This is a genomic window from Sphingobacterium puteale (genome assembly GCF_050986225.1).
In the GTDB taxonomy this organism is placed as follows: Bacteria; Bacteroidota; Bacteroidia; order Sphingobacteriales; family Sphingobacteriaceae; genus Sphingobacterium; species Sphingobacterium puteale.
Genome location: NZ_CP158959.1, coordinates 1,597,053 through 1,611,183, shown reverse-complemented (window position 1 = coordinate 1,611,183; position 14,131 = coordinate 1,597,053). Strand labels below are relative to the sequence as shown.

The window sequence follows — 14,131 nt, the reverse complement described above, 5'->3', positions numbered from 1 at the left end:
ATTTATACAATTGATCCATTGTCTCGTAAAATTCATCTAACAGCGTATTCTTGATAAGAATATTGTGAGCATAGTTAGGAACCCGGCGATAAAAGTCTATCTAAATTCTTTTTATGTATGATACTCTTCCGAAGTTACTGTATCTTCAAACGAACTTGGACATTTTACAAAAACAGGGGAATTATTTTATTTCCTTGGTTTAGGGAGTTCTTTAATCCAAATATTTTTAAAGTCTACAGGCTGCCCTTCACTCTGCAATGCGATAAATCCACTGCTCAACAACTTACCGTCAATCTTAATTTTTGGATCATATCCATTTGCTACGCCACCTCCGATCTGCGGTTTGGAATATTCGAGGACAGTATCTCCATTAATAATATGCCTTATTAATGAGTCGCCAAGCACAATCAATTCTCCTCGCACCCATTGATCGCCATCATAAGTTTTTGAAATTGAATTTAAACAATGTGAGGACGCCATCTTGCCTTGGTAGACCACATTAGTGCCTGGAGAGCACATATTACCAGTAGGTCGTGGTTGACCATCACCCAATCCGCCCAAGAGTTGCATTTCTATGGATATTGGCCAATCCTGTTCTTTTAACATCGTTCTGGGGTCTTGAGAATGAAACATAACACCGCTATTACGAAGCGTATAGGAAGGTGCACCTTTTTGAAGATCACCGACAAAACGATATTCAAATTTCAAATGATAATAAGAAAAGGGTGTTTTATAATATAAATGTCCAAACTGGTCATTAAAATCACCGTACTGATCGTATCTAATCTTAATTATTCCATCTTCGACTCTAAAGGTATTGCCAAAGTTCACGCCGACATCGTGATGATGAATTTTGACGAACCAGTTTTTAATGTCTTTTCCATTGAACAATGATTTCCAGCCGTTGTTATCCCGCTGGCCCTTCAATCCGGTACAGCCTATAAAAATAGAACTAACGGCTACAATTATATAGATTAATCGTTTCATTTAAAAGTGAGCTATTTGGTTTAAATTGAACACCAATATACGATATATTCCTTTAAGCTTTAGCTAAACAGTCCTTATACAGTTTTATATTTCATTTGTTTCCAAATCGATAGTTTTTACGTCAAAATTATTCTTCTTGATAATTTTCAGTTCTTATAAGCTCTCCTCGTTCATCATAAAATTTCCATTCGCCGGACTTTTTGCCATTTTGATAACGACCAGTTTCTCTAAGTTTTCCATTTTCATGATAAAACTGGCTTAGACCTTCCGCCATTCCCATTTCGTATCTTATGGTTTGTAGCAAATTGCCTTTATTCCCGTATAATTTCCAGTCCCCAATCTTTTTCCCATCCTCATAGCTACCGATTTCCCATAGCTTTCCATTAAGATTATAATGCTTCCATTCACCATTTTCCTTATTATCTTTGTAGGTTCCGATTTTTTCCAACGTACCATTTTGATAGTACATTTTCCATTCACCATCGGCGGCGTAGCCATGGCGGTTTCCAATTCGTTTCAGCCCGCCATCGTCATAATATTCTCTAAATTCCCCTTTGGGATCTCCATTTTCATAGTTCCAGATTTCATGAAGATTTCCGTTAGTATGATAGGCTTTCCATTCGCCTATGGCTTGTCCATCTTTATAATTCCCGATCTCAGCGAGCTTCCCAGTGGATTGGTATGTTTTGGAAATTCCGTTTTTTTTACCGTTTTCATATTGCCAGATTGCACGAAGTTGCCCGTTTTCATGATAGCTCCTCCATACGTCAATTTTAATTCCATTTTCATACTTTCCCAGCTCTTCTAATTTTCCACTTTCATAATGGGACCTAAATTCACCTGTTTCTTTTCCGTTTCGGAATGTTACCATTGCTTCCGGTTTTCCACTTTCGTAGAATATTTTCCATATACCTGTCTCTTTACCGCTTTCATCATACTGTCCTGTCGACCTTATCTTTCCACTGGGATAATGGCTTTCAAACTTTTTCTGTGCAAAGGAGGAAAGATGAATAAAGAGCACGGCTGCAAGTATAATTAGTTTTTTCATTAGATTTCCTGTCATTCGTCAAATATGTTATCTCTTATTTAAGTACAATAAAAAACAAATTCAGTATATTACGGAAGAACTTTTTACAATCCGTTTCAACTATTTTAAATTTGGTAAAAAGCAACGCTTAATATCAAAAAAACAGATCAAAAGAAGCAAAATCTCTTTTTTTAAATTTGATAGGTTCAAAAAACAGGAATAGGAGAATCTATTTCATGATAAAAAATCGTACTGAAAATATCTACCTCATAATGTGCGCTGTACAGCGAATGTTTGCAGAATACTTGCAAGATATCGCTTAGCTTTATATATTTGCGACATCAACAGGAATCCTAATGCGGAAGTGGCGTAATTGGTAGCCGCACCAGACTTAGGATCTGGCGCCGCAAGGCGTGGGGGTTCGAGTCCCTTCTTCCGCACATAAAAAGCTCCCGATTCTAAAATATCGGGAGTTTTTTTTTCCAAAATGCTTTAAAGTTCGTCCCAGGTATGATTTACATTCTATTAGAAGAAAAAGAAAATACAGATGTCGATCAGCCCAAATATCATATTGAAAAAAATGAAAACAGCTACTGTTTCATCCCTAGCAGGCTTTTCTTAAATAGCTCGACAAACCAAAACTAGTATCATCTTTAGGCAGACCAGTCAAATGGTTTTGTACAGGGGTCGCACTCAAATTTTAATACCTTACCCAAGCTCTTTGCTTTTTTTCCCTTTTTCACAAATACATAAGCAAGGTCTAAATATTCTTCAACTTCGTTGCCATTCTCGTCCCTACCTTTCAATACTACGGAATAATATTTTCCATCCGAATATTTTTTATAAAAGACTTCGTTAATGGTGATTTTTTGGGGTGTCTCATTATCACAACAGCTGCACCATAAAACAACAACTGTTTCTTTTTTAAGGTATCCCACCGCCTTCTCCGCCTGAGCTTGTGTTAAAGCCTGGAGTTGGTCTGCTCTTGAAAAAAAAGCAGTACATAGCAATACAAAAAGTAAAATGGTCTTTTTCATTTATTGAATTTCGTTTTTAGTTACAATAGAAATTTTTGTGTTTTAAAGAATTCAATAAGCAAATACTATGCCTTTGATAAAATTATTTTTCCCAAACCAAAGCACTGGCGCCGAGAATAGCGGCATCAGCTTCTTCCAGCTCGCTGAAAACGAGTTTCACTTTATTTCTAAATAAGGGGAAAAGATTTCTTTCCATATGTAATTTCGCTGGTTTTAAAATAAAATCACCGGCTTTAATCACCCCACCAAACAATAGAATAGCTTCGGGAGAGGAGAACATCACAAAATTTGCCAATGCCTCACCTAATTTTTGCCCGGTATACCTGAATACTTCAATGGCTATGGAATCCCCCTTCACTGCACATTCATGAACCGTTTTAGAATTTATAGCGTCTTCGGGATATTGATTCAACATCGACTCAGGAAATTCGGCCCTCATTTTCTTTGCTGTAATTGTGATCCCTGTTGCAGAAGCATAAGCTTCCAAACTCCCCTCGGACCCCGTACTCCAGTGCTTTCTACCGCCCGGCTTGACAATAGTATGGCCTAATTCTCCAGCAAATCCATCATGTCCATAAATAAGCTTACCTCCAGCCACGATACCGCTTCCTACGCCTGTTCCCAAAGTAATCATAATAAAATCCTTCATTCCTCGCGCGGCTCCGAAAAGCATTTCACCATAGGCCGCAGCGTTCGCATCGTTGGTGATGGTACAGGGAATTCTGAATTTGGCAGTCATTAAATCACTAAATCGAATCACACCTTTCCAAGGAAGATTCGGAGCATGGTCTATTGTACCTGTATAATAATTCGCATCGGGAGCTCCAACTCCAATTCCATCGAAGCTATTTTCACCACCGAACTTTTCAATAAAAGGGTGAGCCTTTTCATATAATGCGTCAATAAAATCTTCAACATGCTCATAATCATCTGTTCGTATGCTCCCCTTTTCAAGAACTTCCCCACGATGATTGACCACCCCGAATTTAGTGTTTGTTCCTCCGATATCTATTCCTAACGCTACACGTTTTGATAAATCTATTAATGACATTGCTATTCCTTGTTTCTAAGTTCAAAAATTGTAAAAAAGATAGTATTTTACGGGGAATTAAACAAGGGATTAGTTGAATAGTTACAGAAAAAAACTATTCAACTAAGTTTTTTTTCATTACAGGTATCCGGGCACCTTTTTTCATCTTCCTTCTTCCCCCCTTTTCTCCCTCTCCCTCTCCTTCTCCTTCTCTGCCCAATCAAACAACAGAAAATAAGAAAATTTGAGCAACCCAGAACATGTACAATTCCGCCACGATAATTTGTTATTGAAAGCTGAAAAGATATAATATTTTAATAAAAATCAAATTTGGCAATCCAAGCATCTCAAAAAGTCGTAAATGATAATAAGTACAGAAAATTATAAACTAAAGACTTTTGTTATGGAAAAGATAACATCTTACAATGAACCACTATTGAATCATCATAGTGAACTAGGAATGAAAGATCTCAGAAGAAGAGATTTTCTAAGATTTGCAGGAGCAGGTGCTGCATCACTCGCTCTTCTCGGACTATCGAGCTGTAAAAAAGATCATGATGACGACATGGACAATGGCGGTAAAGGCATGTATTTTGGCAGTGGTGATATTGCAATACTGAATTACGCCTATGCGCTGGAGCAGCTCGAAGCCGCCTTTTACATTCATTTGGTCAACAATCCTTATTCAGGGATCACGGATCTGGAAAAGGCTTTTTTTACTGATATCCGAGACCACGAAATTGCTCATCGCGAGTTTTTCAAAGTAGCATTGGGAGCTAAAGCGATATCCAGTCTTGAATTTAATCTGTCCGGCATTAATTTCGGCAGTCGCGCCAGTGTTTTAGCAACGGCAAAGACATTTGAAGATCTCGGAGTCTCTGCTTACAATGGAGCAGGTTGGTTAATTAAAGATCCGAATTATTTATTATTGGCAGGAAAGATCGTTTCTGTCGAAGCACGACATGCAGCATGGGTCCGCGACATGATAGATAATGGCACTTTTGCCAATCAAGAGGTGGTAGATTCGAACGGACTGGATGTAGCCAAGAGCCCAAGCGTCGTCTTGAGTGCCGCAGCACCGTTTATCAAATCTAAAATCGATGTAAAGGATCTACCAACTTATTAATGTACCTAAAATTATATTATCATGAATCTTTTAAATGTTTTTGAACAAATAAATACGATAGATCCTGAATTCAGCGATCGTATCAGTCCGCGACGAGAAGCCATTAAAAATCTGGCTTCGATGAGCAAAAAAGTGAGCTTAGCAGCATTACCATTTTTTATTGGTGAACTCTTCAAAAAGGCTTATGGCGCCACAGCACCCACAGATGTCAATGGTGTTCTTAATTATGCTTTAACTTTAGAATACCTTGAAGCTGAATATTATACAATGGGTGTTGCTAAAGCAGGTCTCATTCCATCCGGAAAACCCCTAGGGGCAATTACCACGATCCGTGATCATGAGGTCGCCCACGTTAATTTTTTAAAACAGGTACTGGGCAATAAGGCCGTCTCAAAGCCTACTTTTGACTTTACAGCGGGGGGTACCTTTGGCAATGTTTTTAGTGATTACGATACTTTTTTAGCGGTTGCTCAAGCTTTTGAAGATATTGGAGTACGGGCATACAAAGGACAGGCAGGCATATTACTAGGAAATCGAGTAGTGCTGACCGCTGCATTGCAGATCCATTCGGTTGAGGCCAGACATGCGTCACATATTCGTCAGATGCGACGTGCTCGTGGAGGCGGTGCCGCCGATCAGAAACCTTGGATTACAGGAAACAATGACACTGGAATCGGAGCAGTTGTAGACCCTATATATGCGGGTGAAAACAATGTAATACAAGGAGGAGTCGATATCACAACGTTACCCGGTTCGATGGGAAAAATTTCAACAAGTGCGGCAACACAGTCTTTTGATGAACCGCTTTCTGCCGAAGCTGTACTTAATATTGCAGGTTTATTTATTAAAGCGTAACAAGAGTCGTAGTTAACCTGTTTTGAATGCCCTGGTTTATTTAAAAAACCAGGGCCTTTCATTAGTCGCTAACTATAAAAAGGCGCTCAAATACAGAAATTACCTCAGCATTCTCCCTCGCCATATATACAGCTGCTTTCTATTTGTCCTAAAAAAATTCCACATCGGCTCTTCTCTAACAATAGACTCTTTATCCGATATTTTCGGCATAATATAGATCAGAAAAAATCTTTGATAGTTTTGAAGGCTCCTCCCGCCAGGAATTGTACATCTCTTGCCCCATTTCATCAGGTATAATATCCAAATTACCTTCATCGACAGACCTCAATATCTTAATGGCAACACTATCAGGGTCAGGCATATCCCAATCACTTCCCTTGTTCATATCCGTATCGATTGCTCCGGGATTGACTGCGTGTACAGCGATTCCATCTTTGGCTAATTCGATGCGGACAGACTGTGTTGCAGAATAAAGGGCCGCTTTGGAGGCAGCATAACCAGCAATGGATGGTAAGGGGGAGTAAGCTGCAATTGAAACGATGTTAATGATTTTGGCCGGGCGATTTTTTTTCAAAATAGATGCAAATGCGCGCATCATCTTTATTGTCCCGAAATAATTCACCTTCATATCATTGTCCATTCCCAATAGATCGCCATCTAATATACTCCCCCTATTTAAAATACCCGCATTATTAATGAGAATTTCAGTGTCCCCGGCAACATCAGCAATTGTTTTGATCTGTCCATCGTCTGTAATATCCAGAGATAACGATATGACTCTATTGTCTTCGAACGATGGCAATGTATTCAAGTTTCTACAGGTAGCATATACCTTTTTCACGCCATGATCCAAAAGGGCTTTTACCAATGCTCTCCCTATCCCCCTATTGCTCCCCGTGATGAGAATAACTTTATCTTTAAAAATGTTCATATTATTTTATGTATTAGTTAATACAAAGCTATTTTAAAAGATGCAAGCATAAAATCCGAAACTTGCTACATTTTTGTTCTCCATTATCATGAAGGCTAAAAAGCCCAGAAAGTCATTTTTATTCTTGTTTTAAAATTGAGGTTTCTATATAATGAAATCGCCTGAAAATTTAGATTCCGCAACATAAAGATATGCTATACGATTCTCAAGAAAGATCTTTTCGCCTATAAATGATACCAATTGCTTTGCATAACCATCATAGCTCCCCAACCCCCAGTGCTTCTTGCCTAAAATAACCAGGTTGAAATCTCAACATTCGATAGGCTATCCAATAGCATCTTATCCTAAAAAAATCATATAAAAACTGTAAAGAACAAGCTACATCATGTAAAAATACACCTACAATTGAAAAATGACTTTCATTATAAAACTAACGCTGTTTTAAAAAAAAGTAATATTTGTTGTCGGTATCATCCCGAAAAATAAGACACATTCCACAAATCAAAATAACGATGAAAATAAAAACTGATGATAAAAATCCAGATCCAAGGAAAACCAGACTCCAATTAGCAATTTCCGAAATTATGAATGGCTATTTGTTATTGGATGAAGCCGTGGCCAAATATGACGTTCCTGCATCAAGCATTATCCAAGGTCTTAAGAAGATTCAGAAACTAAAGAAAGAGGCCGCACAACTCAATCAGCAAGAAAGCAAGATCATAAAGCCTACTCTCCCGAAAAATGCAAAATAATGAGTTAATTATACCCCATATGTAAGATCGGATATGATTTTCCTTGGCCATCTAAAGCTGACTTTTTGACAACACTGAACCCCATATGCTTATAGAAATCCACCGCCTGGGTATTTTTCTCATTCACGTCTATTTTCGTCACATTTCCATTCACTGTATTTCGAAGTTAGAATAAGTTTAAATTGTTACAATTACATACGTTCAACATTATCGACCTCCTATCCGCAATTCATGAAACAGATGCAGACTTTGCATCTAAAAGTGAAAAATACAGCTATGACAAAAACAGAAATCTGTTTTCGATGCAAAACATCCGAAATGGACAAAAAGTCAGCGAGTTGATTATGACGTATAATAAAAAAGGCTTTCTAACAATAATACAACGAAAATCTGAAACAGCTAAAATGGCTCATTATTTTGAAGACCGCGTCCTCGATCTGAGCTACACCTTTTATTGAAAAATCATACTGATATTAACCAATTTTTTTTATCCGTATAAATTTATTTTTCAATTGTAAAGAAGCTATCAGATTATTCATTTCCCTATGTGCGACTCTATTTGTATCGCTATATATTTAAACCCTGAAAATGAAGATAATCATGACTCTAGCTCCCTAATTGTAAAAGAAAGATGGCGCTTTGTAAATTCTTCGGATTTATTTTAAATCAGCCATTAACTTTGGAATACGATATGAAATACGTAGATATCCTAATTAAACTGTGAATAAAATGAATACAAATAACAACATACAACTGACAGCAGAGAAAGTCAAATCCTTTGCAATGGGACTAATTGGCGCATTTTTTTGGCTCTTGGAGTCAGTTACTTTAGTGAGCAATCAACTTATAGAATTCCAAGAATATTACTTCCTGTTTATGAATTTTCAGGAAATATAGGTTTAGCAATCGGTTTACTTATATTAGGCGGTATACTTTTATATTATGCTTATATCAAATTTAAAAAATGCGGTGGCAGACCGGTTATCATGCTGATTGTTCTACCCCTGTTTACACTACTAGCTTTTGGTTTAAATACATTCTTCAACAATAATCGGTCTGGCAAAAAAGAGGACAATGCGCAAAATAGACAAGCGACAGAACAGGTAGGAAACGCAAATCGTCCCGAGTTAAACAATGAGAAAGCAGAAAAATATTTAGATAAGCTGGAAAACCTATTCGCAGAAATGACCAAGGCTAAAGAGAGTGCTGATGAAAATAGGTTTAAGCTCCTGGAGACACAATTTTTAGATTTGGGTACTGAATTAGCTATTATTATCCCAGAAATGGCTAAAACAGATCAATATCCGAGCTTCATACAGTATAACGCCCATGTATCAAACAAGATCCATAAGATGCGAATGAACTAACACTATAGACGCTGGAAACAACCAACTGTCTTTTTCTTTTTTCCGCAAGGATTATTGAATTGTAAACATGAACAGCTTGATCGGTATATACTGGTTGTATCATACTACAAACTCAATCCCAGTGTAAACGCGACACCCTTTGATTGTAAGTCCACATTCCCATATCCTATTCCTGTTAGAGGTATCTTAAAAAAGGGTTTTATTCCTATATTGATCTTATTGCTGATTTTCTTTTCAACCGATATCGAAAAGTCTGCTACACCAAAAATATGCTGGTTTTCGCCATTGACCTCATAGCTTACACTTTTTTTATCGTCGTAACTGCTTTTGGCCCCATAGACTGCCCCCTTTTTGCCTCCGTAACTAGCTTCACTTTCATAGTCAAATGTATATTTTTCCTTCAGCATAAAATAGCTGGACAGACCAGCACTTACATTAAACTTTACCTTTTTACTTTTCAATACCGTATAATTTGCTGTCAGGGGGACATCGATCACATCGCATACGGCACTGACCTGGCTAGGCAACTGTGTCAGTTGTGGGGGATTCGAGGGAGAATAAAAGCTATATGCTGACTTATAATTCTTCTTGGCATAGATAGCGCCAACAGAAACACTCAACCCTTTAATTAGTGGATAGGAATAAGCCAAACCAACGTTCTGACTTAAGGAAGATTTACCGGCACCTTTTACACTCGTTAGATCAGGTCCCGCCAACAGTGTTAACACCGACGACTCTCTTTTTGGCACACTGGGTTCTTCAACCTCCGTTTGATTATACAACGCGGCTAACCGATCTCCTGTTGTTTCAACCGGATCTACGGATAAGTTAAAACGGGATAGTTGCCCAGCTTTAAATTTCATTTTCGGAACTGTAAAATCGGTTTTTGTATCAACCAGCCGTAGGATACCATGATTTGCTTCTGGGAGCGCTGCTATCGTATTATTTTGTGTCAGCTCTCCACCAGTTTTTTCCTCCAGACTAAAATCAATATCTTCTTTCAACCCGGATTTTATATTTTCCGTTTTTCCCTGAGGGGTTATCCGTGAAAGATCATGCTGAATAATCGTATCTCCTACTTGCTGCTCAGAGCTATTTATAGCAGCGGATTGACCAGAATTATCCATTTTTTTTCTTTCTACTGGTACCTCCTTATTCCAAATAAAAAAAAGAGCGAGAACTGCGGCTGCTGCCATAGATAGTGCTGTAAGGAAATACAATGTTAACCTTCTTTTATTTCGATCATTGTTCAATCGAGACTCCATCTCCTCCCAATGCGATTCATTAAAGTCAAAATTAGCTTCATCGAGACCTTCTCTAAAGATCTCATCAATCTTGTTCTTGTCCTTTTCCATCATGTATTCTCCCCAGTTTTACCTTTTGTCTCCTCTTGGCTTTTTACCATTTCAGCAAGTCGTCCGCGGGCTTTATGCAAATTGGATTTTGAAGTCCCAACTGCAATACCCAGCATATCACTGATCTCTTCATGTCCATACCCATCAATCGCATAAAGATTAAACACTGTACGATAGGCCGGTGGAAGCCGATGTATCATCAGTAACAAATCCTCGTAATTCAATTTTTGAGTTATCGTATCATTATCGGCAATAGCATGTTCAACCACCGCAATATCGACCAGGTAACCCTGTCTAATTTTCGCGCGATAGAAATCTATTGCCGTGTTTGTCATGATTTTTTTTATCCAGGCAGATAAAGGCTTTTGATAATCATATTTGATTATATTTTTAAATACTTTAAAAAATCCCTCGTTTAAAATACCTATTGCATCTTCTTTATTATCGGCATATCGTAAACATATACCCAGTGCCAGCGCATAATATGTGGTATAAAGATCTTTTTGAGATCTACGGTCCTCATTTATGCATCCCTTAATAATATGGATAGATTTTTCGTCAACTTCTTTTATCGCCACTCGATATTGTTGCTTTTCTTTTTGATAAATATAGTATAAAATGTAGTACGATGAGATAATAAGAAAGGTTGCCTGCAATGAAAAAAATATTTTTTTCATTGCAGGCAACCTTTTCCAGAGCATGGTCGTAATGGGTAGTATCAACATTAAAACTTAGTATTATGGAACTCAACCCAAAAAATGTAAAAACAGCCCTAATGGCCGTCCTCATGTTATCCTTATTTTCGTCTTGTTCTAAAGATGACGATAAAGCTCCTGAAGATAAAAAGCAGGGAATACAGACAGCTGCAAATGCGCAATTTGGCACCATTCTGACAGACGCTAATGGGAAAACACTCTATTTCTTTTCAAATGATACAAAAGGCATGTCAGCATGTACGGGAAATTGTCTATCCACCTGGCCGGTTTATCATAACAATGAGTCAAGTTCGGATATGAAGATCGATAAAAGTCTTCTAGGTGAAATTACGAGAGCTGATGGTAGCAAACAAAGTACCTACAAAGGTTGGCCATTATATTATTATGCAGGAGACAGCCAATCTGATCCTGTAAAAGGAGATGCCGTAAATAAAATCTGGTATGTGGCAAAGCCCGATTATCTGCTCATGGTTGCCAATGCACAACTTGTCGGGCATGATGGAAAAAACTATTTGGGAGATTACACGGAAGGTACGGGCAGCACCTTGTATTTAACCGACGATAAAGGCCGAACACTTTATGCCTTTAACCCCGACAAGTTCAATAAAAATACGTTTACCAAACCCGATTTCAGCAATGATAACGTCTGGCCGATCTATCAAATGGACAAAGGAGCCTTACCATCCCTCGTAAAATCGGCAGATATTTCGGTTATCGATGTTTTTGGTAAAAAACAATTGACGTTCAAAGGATGGCCTATGTACTATTTTGGCCAAGATCAACAACGTGGTGACAACAAAGGAATTAGCTTCCCCCGCCCTGGTGTCTGGCCAATCTTGAACGACAAAACAACTACTGCACCTACCAGCTAAATTATCGTTTAGGAAGCTATCGTGACTTATTATCATACACGGCCCACGCACTGACCTGAAACTTTTAAACCAGGTCTCGATCAGCATTAACAAATGAAAATATGTAAGAAATAAAACTGATAGCTTCATCCACTTCGAGAAAAAATAATACAGATGAAAAAACTAAAAATAGCTAGACCGTTCATCCCGAACAATAAGTTCATGTTGACTATAGCGACTATTGCGATTGCACTTACAGGATGTACCAAAAAACAAGCAGCGGAACTATCTCCTGAACCTTCGGGGCCAGAAGAAGTTACCGTAAAAAATGTATCCTATACAAATTTTGCAAAAGCACTTTTTGAAACCAAATGCAGTTCATGCCATACCGCTGGACGACCTGCCAGTGCGCGCTGGGAATTTAACGGATATAACTCTGTCAAAAATCATATAACAAGAATTAACAACGTTGTATTGGTGACCAAGACGATGCCCATCGGGGGCACGCTGACAGCAAAAGAAATTGAATTGCTGGATGCCTGGATCAAACGCAATACGCCGGAAAACTAATGCAAAACTCATATGAATAAGATACATATCTATAGTCTACTCCTGTTATTGCTCGGGAGTAAAGCGACATTCGCTCAGCAGACAAATTCTTTAGTCTCCAAAGCTGCAAGCATTTCTTTTTTCAGCAGTGCCCCCCTGGAAGATATAGAAGCGAAAAGCAATTTAGCGGGATCTGCCCTAAATATCAAAACAGGAGAAATTATCTTTCGGGTAAAAATTACTTCATTTCAATTTGACAAAAAACTGATGCAGGAGCATTTTAATGAAAATTATATGGAGAGCGATAAATATCCGCTTTCTGAATTTAAAGGTAAGATTGAAGACTGCGAAAAACTAGCCAAAGATGGCACCTACAAATTGAATGTTTCTGGTACATTACAAATCCACGGCGTCGGTAAACCCTATTCTACCGCTGCGACTTTCAATGTAAAGAATGGTGCAATAAAAGCTATCGCCGCCTTTGATGTCAGACTGGCAGACCATAAAATCAGTATTCCCTCCATCGTCGGGAAGAAAATTGCTGAGGTCGTGAACGTAAAAATAGAAGCTGCTTATAACTAATAATTATTCCATTCAATTATGAAAAGTATACTAGGCATAATGCTATCTATTATTTCGCTGAAAGTAGTTGCACAGGAAGATCTCGATAAAATGATCAAGCTTGATGGGCCAAAGAACGAAAAAGTTACTGCGACATTTAAATCAGGCAACTTGATCAATCTAAAAACCACTGAAACCATTCATCGAAATGAAATGGACTTTAGAGTAGATCACCGGTTTGGAGATATTGGAGGAAGTGCTGGCGGAGCAAAAAATTTCTTCGGTCTTGATAATTCAACAGATATCAGGATCGGTTTTGATTATGGTTTAACGGATAACATCAACATTGGAATCGCCAGAGCGAAAGGTGCCACAGAAGTCAGACAACTCTATGAAGGTAATATCAAATACCGTTTTGTTGAACAAACAATAGACAATAGTGTACCTGTTTCGATCGCCTTTTTTGGAAGCACGGTCGTATCCGCTATGGAGGCGTCAGAAGAAAAACATTCAGCGGCAAGTTTCGAACGGTTCAGCGACCGTCTGAGCTATGTGACGCAATTGATTATTGCTCGAAAATTCAGTTCGAGTTTTTCTCTTACTGTTGTTCCCTCCTATCTTCACCGTAATTATACAGCCTATAATGACCAGAATAACATGTTTGCAATCGGTATTGGTGGTAGGGCGAAAGTCAGTAAGAGGATAGCATTCGTTGCCGACTATTTCCTCCCTTTCCGTCAATCCTCGAAAAAGAAATACCGCGAAGAGCTAACTGGCCAACGCTACTACAATGCTTTAGGAGTTGGTTTGGAAATGGACACAGGTGGACATATATTTCATCTCAATTTTACAAATGCCACAGCGATACAAGAATCACAGTTTATCAGTGAGACCAACAGTTCATGGGGGAAAGGGCAATTTAGATGGGGATTCAGTATTGCAAGACGTTTTAATTTTAACAAAAAAGATAAAGGATAAAATCAGTAA

The 14,131-nt window shown here is 38.2% G+C and carries 16 protein-coding genes and 1 tRNA gene; 10 read left to right on the top strand and 7 right to left on the bottom strand.

Annotated features, from left to right (window positions below):
* Positions 1-186: 186 nt before the first annotated feature.
* Together ABTV71_RS06685 and ABTV71_RS06680 are read right to left on the bottom strand one after the other, a co-directional pair.
* Complete coding sequence (locus ABTV71_RS06685) at positions 187-987, bottom strand: 3-keto-disaccharide hydrolase (RefSeq protein ID WP_121127303.1); 801 nt, start codon at positions 985-987, stop codon at positions 187-189.
* Positions 988-1,114: 127 nt separating this feature from the next.
* Positions 1,115-2,035, bottom strand: a complete 921-nt coding sequence (locus ABTV71_RS06680) for a toxin-antitoxin system YwqK family antitoxin (protein WP_433902597.1) — start codon at positions 2,033-2,035, stop codon at positions 1,115-1,117.
* A gap of 337 nt (positions 2,036-2,372) precedes the next feature.
* Between ABTV71_RS06680 and ABTV71_RS06675 the strand changes: the two genes are divergently transcribed.
* Positions 2,373-2,454: transfer RNA gene (locus tag ABTV71_RS06675), tRNA-Leu, on the top strand.
* Positions 2,455-2,667: 213 nt separating this feature from the next.
* Here the strand turns inward: ABTV71_RS06675 and ABTV71_RS06670 are convergent.
* Positions 2,668-3,051, bottom strand: a complete 384-nt coding sequence (locus ABTV71_RS06670; RefSeq protein WP_433902596.1) for a hypothetical protein — start codon at positions 3,049-3,051, stop codon at positions 2,668-2,670.
* Positions 3,052-3,133: 82 nt separating this feature from the next.
* Positions 3,134-4,102 (bottom strand): ROK family protein, encoded by a 969-nt coding sequence (locus tag ABTV71_RS06665; protein ID WP_121127300.1) that lies wholly within the window; start codon positions 4,100-4,102, stop codon positions 3,134-3,136.
* Positions 4,103-4,484: 382 nt separating this feature from the next.
* Between ABTV71_RS06665 and ABTV71_RS06660 the strand changes: the two genes are divergently transcribed.
* Together ABTV71_RS06660 and ABTV71_RS06655 are read left to right on the top strand one after the other, a co-directional pair.
* A complete protein-coding gene (locus tag ABTV71_RS06660) occupies positions 4,485-5,207 on the top strand; it encodes a ferritin-like domain-containing protein (protein ID WP_433902595.1) in 723 nt (240 codons plus the stop codon).
* 21 nt (positions 5,208-5,228) lie between these two features.
* Positions 5,229-6,062 carry a ferritin-like domain-containing protein gene (locus ABTV71_RS06655; RefSeq protein WP_121127299.1) on the top strand — a complete coding sequence of 278 codons (834 nt, stop codon included), beginning with the start codon at positions 5,229-5,231 and terminating at the stop codon, positions 6,060-6,062.
* A gap of 190 nt (positions 6,063-6,252) precedes the next feature.
* On the opposite strand, the gene ABTV71_RS06650 is transcribed toward ABTV71_RS06655, so the two are convergent.
* The gene (locus ABTV71_RS06650; RefSeq protein WP_121127298.1) at positions 6,253-6,993 is read right to left on the bottom strand and encodes an SDR family NAD(P)-dependent oxidoreductase; all 741 of its coding nucleotides are present in this window, start codon (positions 6,991-6,993) and stop codon (positions 6,253-6,255) included.
* A 512-nt stretch (positions 6,994-7,505) separates the two neighbouring features.
* Here ABTV71_RS06650 and ABTV71_RS06645 point away from each other — a divergent pair.
* The 3 genes from ABTV71_RS06645 to ABTV71_RS06635 all read left to right on the top strand — a co-directional run bounded on the left by ABTV71_RS06645 (position 7,506) and on the right by ABTV71_RS06635 (position 9,112).
* Positions 7,506-7,745 carry a hypothetical protein gene (locus ABTV71_RS06645; protein WP_433902594.1) on the top strand — a complete coding sequence of 80 codons (240 nt, stop codon included), beginning with the start codon at positions 7,506-7,508 and terminating at the stop codon, positions 7,743-7,745.
* A gap of 182 nt (positions 7,746-7,927) precedes the next feature.
* Positions 7,928-8,203: a hypothetical protein gene (locus tag ABTV71_RS06640; protein WP_433902593.1), complete on the top strand. Its 276-nt coding sequence runs from the start codon at positions 7,928-7,930 to the stop codon at positions 8,201-8,203.
* Positions 8,204-8,551: 348 nt separating this feature from the next.
* Positions 8,552-9,112, top strand: coding sequence for a hypothetical protein (locus ABTV71_RS06635; protein WP_433902592.1), 561 nt, complete (start codon positions 8,552-8,554; stop codon positions 9,110-9,112).
* A gap of 104 nt (positions 9,113-9,216) precedes the next feature.
* Here ABTV71_RS06635 and ABTV71_RS06630 read toward each other — a convergent pair whose 3' ends face one another.
* Positions 9,217-10,470 carry an outer membrane beta-barrel protein gene (locus ABTV71_RS06630; RefSeq protein ID WP_433902591.1) on the bottom strand — a complete coding sequence of 418 codons (1,254 nt, stop codon included), beginning with the start codon at positions 10,468-10,470 and terminating at the stop codon, positions 9,217-9,219.
* Positions 10,467-11,144, bottom strand: coding sequence for an RNA polymerase sigma factor (locus tag ABTV71_RS06625; RefSeq protein WP_433902590.1), 678 nt, complete (start codon positions 11,142-11,144; stop codon positions 10,467-10,469). Before ABTV71_RS06625 ends, ABTV71_RS06630 begins: the two co-directional genes overlap by 4 nt.
* A gap of 62 nt (positions 11,145-11,206) precedes the next feature.
* Here ABTV71_RS06625 and ABTV71_RS06620 point away from each other — a divergent pair, with 62 nt between their 5' ends.
* The 4 genes from ABTV71_RS06620 (at position 11,207) to ABTV71_RS06605 (ending at position 14,122) form a co-directional block, all read left to right on the top strand.
* The gene (locus tag ABTV71_RS06620; protein ID WP_121125100.1) at positions 11,207-12,055 is read left to right on the top strand and encodes a hypothetical protein; all 849 of its coding nucleotides are present in this window, start codon (positions 11,207-11,209) and stop codon (positions 12,053-12,055) included.
* A 153-nt stretch (positions 12,056-12,208) separates the two neighbouring features.
* Positions 12,209-12,604 carry a c-type cytochrome gene (locus ABTV71_RS06615; RefSeq protein WP_433902589.1) on the top strand — a complete coding sequence of 132 codons (396 nt, stop codon included), beginning with the start codon at positions 12,209-12,211 and terminating at the stop codon, positions 12,602-12,604.
* A 12-nt stretch (positions 12,605-12,616) separates the two neighbouring features.
* Positions 12,617-13,165: a YceI family protein gene (locus tag ABTV71_RS06610; RefSeq protein WP_433902588.1), complete on the top strand. Its 549-nt coding sequence runs from the start codon at positions 12,617-12,619 to the stop codon at positions 13,163-13,165.
* A gap of 18 nt (positions 13,166-13,183) precedes the next feature.
* Positions 13,184-14,122: a DUF5777 family beta-barrel protein gene (locus ABTV71_RS06605; protein WP_433902587.1), complete on the top strand. Its 939-nt coding sequence runs from the start codon at positions 13,184-13,186 to the stop codon at positions 14,120-14,122.
* Positions 14,123-14,131: the final 9 nt, after the last annotated feature.

Excerpts from the sequence above, each read along its gene's own strand:
- ABTV71_RS06685 (WP_121127303.1), bottom strand. The coding sequence starts at position 987 with ATGAAACGATTAATCTATATAATTGTAGCCGTTAGTTCTATTTTTATA.
- ABTV71_RS06680 (WP_433902597.1), bottom strand. The coding sequence starts at position 2,035 with ATGAAAAAACTAATTATACTTGCAGCCGTGCTCTTTATTCATCTTTCC.
- ABTV71_RS06670 (WP_433902596.1), bottom strand. The coding sequence starts at position 3,051 with ATGAAAAAGACCATTTTACTTTTTGTATTGCTATGTACTGCTTTTTTT.
- ABTV71_RS06665 (WP_121127300.1), bottom strand. The coding sequence starts at position 4,102 with ATGTCATTAATAGATTTATCAAAACGTGTAGCGTTAGGAATAGATATC.
- ABTV71_RS06660 (WP_433902595.1), top strand. The coding sequence starts at position 4,485 with ATGGAAAAGATAACATCTTACAATGAACCACTATTGAATCATCATAGT.
- ABTV71_RS06655 (WP_121127299.1), top strand. The coding sequence starts at position 5,229 with ATGAATCTTTTAAATGTTTTTGAACAAATAAATACGATAGATCCTGAA.
- ABTV71_RS06650 (WP_121127298.1), bottom strand. The coding sequence starts at position 6,993 with ATGAACATTTTTAAAGATAAAGTTATTCTCATCACGGGGAGCAATAGG.
- ABTV71_RS06645 (WP_433902594.1), top strand. The coding sequence starts at position 7,506 with ATGAAAATAAAAACTGATGATAAAAATCCAGATCCAAGGAAAACCAGA.
- ABTV71_RS06630 (WP_433902591.1), bottom strand. The coding sequence starts at position 10,470 with ATGATGGAAAAGGACAAGAACAAGATTGATGAGATCTTTAGAGAAGGT.
- ABTV71_RS06625 (WP_433902590.1), bottom strand. The coding sequence starts at position 11,144 with ATGAAAAAAATATTTTTTTCATTGCAGGCAACCTTTCTTATTATCTCA.
- ABTV71_RS06620 (WP_121125100.1), top strand. The coding sequence starts at position 11,207 with ATGGAACTCAACCCAAAAAATGTAAAAACAGCCCTAATGGCCGTCCTC.
- ABTV71_RS06615 (WP_433902589.1), top strand. The coding sequence starts at position 12,209 with ATGAAAAAACTAAAAATAGCTAGACCGTTCATCCCGAACAATAAGTTC.
- ABTV71_RS06610 (WP_433902588.1), top strand. The coding sequence starts at position 12,617 with ATGAATAAGATACATATCTATAGTCTACTCCTGTTATTGCTCGGGAGT.
- ABTV71_RS06605 (WP_433902587.1), top strand. The coding sequence starts at position 13,184 with ATGAAAAGTATACTAGGCATAATGCTATCTATTATTTCGCTGAAAGTA.